1 protein-coding gene and 1 pseudogene are annotated in these 5,029 nt (G+C 73.0%); both read right to left on the bottom strand.

Features of this window, described 5'->3' with window-relative positions; genetic code table 11:
- A pseudogene (locus tag ALLO2_RS22610) lies at positions 1-4,576 on the bottom strand (amino acid adenylation domain-containing protein); the annotation flags it as partial.
- Positions 4,573-5,029: hypothetical protein (locus ALLO2_RS22605; RefSeq protein WP_035734652.1), on the bottom strand; the 457-nt coding region annotated here is incomplete at its 5' end. The gene ALLO2_RS22605 and the pseudogene ALLO2_RS22610, both read right to left, overlap by 4 nt.

Below are 5,029 nucleotides of genomic sequence, written 5' to 3'. Positions count from 1 at the left end.
ACACCCCCGGCAACGTCCCCACCCCAACCCCAACCCCAGTGTCATTCCACTCCTCCACCACCCGCACCCACTCAGCCGCACCCAACACCGGCACCTGGCTCACCCGCAACGCGGGATCGGCGGCCACCGCGTCCAACACGGCCACCAGGCGCTCCGCCACCTTCTGCACCGTGGGCCGGTCGAACAGGTCGGCCGCGTAGCCGACGGTCCCACCGATCCCCGCCGGTTCACCGTCGGCGCCACGGTGCTCGGCCAGGCTGAACGACAGGTCGAACTTGGCGGCGTTGACCCCGGACCTGTGCGGTTGGATGGTCAGCCCCGGCAGCTCCCAGCCGGTGTCCTGCGGGGTGTTCCGCAACCCGAGGGACACCTGGAACAGCGGGTGCCGCGACAACGAGCGGGCCGGGTAGAGCTCCTCGACCAACCGCTCGAACGGCACGTCCTGATGGGCGTAGGCGGCCAGGTTCCGCTCCCGCACCCGGGCCACCAGGTCGTTGAACGAGGGATCGCCGCCGACGTCGGTGCGCAGCACCAGCGTGTTGACGAAGAAGCCGATCAGGTCANCCAGGGCGGCCNCNCCCCGGCCCGCCACTGCGGTGCCGATCGGGATGTCGTTGCCCCCGCCAAGGCGAGACAGCAGCAGCGCAACTGCGGCCTGCACCACCATGAACAGCGTTGCCCGCCGCCCCCGGGCCAGCCGGACAAGCCGCTCGTGGGTCTGCGCGCCGATCCGGATCGGCACCGCGCCGCCCGTGAAGCTCGGCACCGGCGGGCGNGGGCGGNCGACCGGCAGGGNCNGCNCCNCGGGGATGTCGGCGAGTGCCTCCCGCCAGTACGCGAGCTGCTCGCTGATCAGGCTCGCCGGGTCGGACAGATCGCCCAGCACCGCGCGCTGCCACACCGCGTAGTCGGCGTACTGGACCGGCAATCTGGTCCACTGCGGTACCCGCCCACGCAGCCTGGCGGTGTAGGCCACCGACAGGTCGCGGGCCAGCACGCCCATCGACCAGCCGTCGGAGGCGATGTGGTGCGCCACCAGCAGCAGCACGTGCTCCCGGGGGGACAGCGTGAACAGCCGTACCCGCAGCGGCGGCTCGCTGCCCACGTCGAACCCGCGCCCCAACTCGGCGGCCATCAGCGACGGCAGCTCCGCCTCGGTCACCGCCACCATCACCAGTTCCGGGCGGCCCACCGTCTCGTCCAGCAGGTGCTGACCCGGCACGCCGTCGACGTCAGGGAAGACCGTCCGCAGGCTTTCGTGACGCGCCGCGACGTCGGCCAGCGCGGCCTGCAGCGCCCACCGGTCGAGCTGCCCGGTCAGCTTCAGCGCGAGCGGCACGTTGTAGACCGCCCGTCCCTCCTCCAACTGGTTGAGGAACCACATCCGGGCCTGGCCGAACGACAGCGGCGCCGGGTCCGGCCGTACCCCGGCAACCAGCTCGGGCCGCGAGCGGCCACCGGCCTCGACCACACGGGCCACCGCCGCCGGGGTGGCGCCGGTGAACAGGGTGCGGATTCCCACCTCGACGTCGAGGACGGCCCGTACCCGGGCGAGCAGCCGCATCGCCAGCAGGGAGTCGCCACCCAACTCGAAGAAGTTGTCGTCGGCCCCGATCCACTCCAGCTTCAGCACGTCGACGAACAGCGAGCACAGCACCTCCTCGATCGGCGTGCGCGGCTCGCGCCCGGTCGCCATGCGGCCGAAGTCCGGCGCGGGCAGGGCCGCCCGGTCCAGCTTGGCGTTGCCGGTCAGCGGCAGCTCCGCCAGCGGGACGACGGCGGCGGGGACCATGTAGTCCGGCAGCCGTCCCGCCGCGTACCTCCGCACCGCGGAGCCCGTCACGCTCTCCCCCTCGGCGGGCACCACGTAGGCGACCAGTTGGCTGTGGTCGGCCTGGCTGGTGTGGGCTACCACCGCGACCCGCGCGACCCCCGGGCAGCCGGACAGCACGTTCTCGATCTCGCTCAGCTCGATCCGGAACCCGCGGATCTTCACCTGCGTGTCGGCCCGCCCCAGGAAGACCAGCAGCCCGTCACCGGTCCACCGGGCCAGGTCCCCGGTCCGGTACATCCGCTCGCCCGGCGTGCCGAAGGGGCAGGCCACGAAGCGTTCCGAGGTGAGGCCTGGCCGGTTCAGGTAGCCGCGGGCCAGCCCGCCGCCGGCCACGTACAGTTCTCCCCCGACGCCGGGCGGGACCGGCTGCAGGAAACCGTCCAGCACGTAGATCCGGGTGTTGTCCAGCGGGCGGCCGATCGGCACCGACGCCGGCACCTGGTCGCCCGCGGTGAAGGGGAGGTGGGTGGCGAAGGCGGTCGTCTCGGTCGGCCCGTAGGTGGACCGCACGACCATGTCCGGATGGGTCTCCAGCAGAGTCCTCACCGCGGCCGCCGAGACCACGTCGCCGCCGGTCGACACCTCGCGTACCCCGGCGAAGATGTGCGGGGTCTGCTCGCCCAGCGCGGCGAACAGGCCGGCGGTCGCGTGGACGTTGGTGATCCGGTGGGCGGCGATGAACCGCTCCCGGTCGGCGGCATCCAGGTCACCGGCCGGCGCGACCACGACGGTGCCGCCGCGCAGCAGCGGCACCCACACCTCGTAGGTGGAGGCGTCGAAGGCGTGGTTGGCCTGCACCATGACCCGCTCGGTCNCCTCGGCGGGCCAGGCGCCATCCAGGCAGAAGCCGNCCACGTTGCNGNGGGTGACCGCCACTCCCTTCGGCACCCCCGTCGATCCCGAGGTGTACATGACGTACGCCAGGTTGGCCGCGGCCGGGGCAACCGGGAAGGGGCCGTCGCCGGCCGGCACCTCCGAGGGGACCCGGACGATGTTGGCGGCGGGCAGGCCGCCCTCGCGGGTCATCGGGTGGTCGATCGTGGCCTGGCCGACCAGCAGCGCCACGGGTGCGGCCTCGGCGATCACGGCCTTCATCCGCTCCAGCGGGTTGGCGGCATCCAGCGGCACATAGGCGGCGCCCGCCTTCACCACCCCGAGCAGCGCCACCACCAGCTCGGCCGACCGCTCCATCAGCACCCCGACCAGGCTCTCGGTGCCCACGCCGAGCGTGGCCAGCAGACGGGCGAGCCGGTCGGCGCGCGCGTTCAGCTCCTGGTAGGTCAGCGTGACGTCCCCGTCGATGGCGACGGCGTGCGGATGCTCGGCGACGCGTCGCTCGAACGCCGTGACCAGCGACCCGGCGTCCACCGGCACCGCGGTGTCGTTCCACCGCCGGATCACCAGATCCCGGCCCGTCTCGTCCAGGATGCCGACCGTGCCGACACGGGCGGCCGGGTCGGCGGCGATCGCCGCCAGCACCCGCACCATGGCGGCGGCCAGCCCCTCGGCCATCTCCCGCTCGTACACCTCGGGCTGGTAGGACAGCCGCAGCTCCAGCCGGTCCCGGCCAGGGACCACGGCCAGCGCGAGCGGATAGTGCGGCGCCTCGTGCCCCCCGGCCGGGGTGATCGTCAGGTCGCGGTCGTCAGCCATCGCGGAGACCCACGACGAGTCGAGCGGGTAGTTCTCGTAGGCCAGCAGCGTGTCGAAGGTGGCGCCGGGGCCGGTGATCCGCTGGATCTCGGCAAGGCCCAGGTAGTGGCAGGACATCAGCGCCGTCTGGCGGGCCTGCAGCGCCGTAAGCATCTCGGCGACCGGCTGGGCGGGGTCGAGCGGCACCCGGATCGGCACGGTGTTGATGAACAGGCCTACCATGTCCTCGACCCTGGGCAGTTCGGGCGGGCGGCCCGCCACCACCGCGCCGAACACCACGTCACGGCGGCCGGCCAGGCGGCTGACCAGCAGTGCCCAGGCGCCCTGGACGACCGTGTTCATCGTCAGCTCATGACCACGAGCGAGGGCCCGCAGAGCTGCCGTCAGCTCGGGGCTCACCGAGGTGTTCACGCGCTCGGCCGGCTGCGGCTCGCGCACCGGATCGGGCTGGGCCACCAGGGTCGGCTCGTCCGTCCCGGCCAGCTCGACCCGCCACGCCTCACGGGCGGCCTGGCGGTCCTGGCGGCCGAGCCACTCCAGGTAGTCCCGGTACGGCGAGACCGGCTTCAGCCCGCCCGTCGTGCCTCCGGCCTGGTAGACGGCGAACAGCTCCCGCGTGAACATCGGCTGCGACCAGCCGTCCAGCAGGATGTGGTGGATGGTGAGCACCAGCCGGTGGCGCCGCGCACCGAACCGGATCAGCAGGAAACGCAGTAGTGGCGGCTGCGCCGGATCGAACCCGCGGTCCCGCTCCTCGGCGGCCAGCCGCATGGCCTGTTCCAACGCCGCTTCTTCCGCCAGGTGCGCCAGGTCGACCTCACGCCACGGCAGCCGTACCTTCCTGGCGATCACCTGCACGGGCTGGTCCAGGCCGGAGAGCTGCTGGAACCCGGCCCGCAGGTTGGCGTGCCGGTCCAGCAGGGCCTCCCCGGACGCCCGCAGCAGCGCCGGGTCCAGCGGCCCGGTCAGATCAAGGTCACGCTGGCCGGAGTAGACGTCGCCGGTCCGCCCGTCGTAGAGCGTCTGGAAGAGCAGGCCCTCCTGTAGCGGGGACAGCGGCCACAGATCCTCCACGTCGAGCTGGCTCACCGGGCTCTCCTCTCGTGCGTGTTCCGCGTTAGTTCGGCCGCCACCACGTCGAGCTCGCCCTGCGCCATGGCGAGCAGCGGGAAGTCGGAGGGGGTGTGCCCGCCCGCCTCGGGGCGCGCGGCGTGCTCGGCCAGCCCGGTCAGCATCGCCACCCATCCCTCGGCGAGGGCAGCGACCCGCGCCTCGTCGAACAGGTCGCCGGGCCAGGACAGCAGGACGGTGAGCTCCGCGCCCGCCGGGCCGTCGCGCACGACGCCGCCGGCTTCCAGCGCGTAGGAGGCGGGCAGGGTACCGGTGTCGCCGCCCAGACCGAGCTGCCACCAGTCCGCCTGCTCGTCGCCCTGGGCCCTGGGCGCGACGGTGAAGCGGCCCATGTAGTTGAAGCCGATCTGTGGGGTGGGTAGCGCCGCGAGGACCGGGCGCGTGTCAGGGTTGAGGTAACGCAGCAGCCCG

It is taken from the genome of Frankia sp. Allo2 (assembly GCF_000733325.1).
Taxonomy (GTDB): domain Bacteria; phylum Actinomycetota; class Actinomycetes; order Frankiales; family Frankiaceae; genus Frankia; species Frankia casuarinae.
Note: the sequence above shows the minus strand (reverse complement) of the source record. Positions and strands in the feature narration are given on the sequence as shown.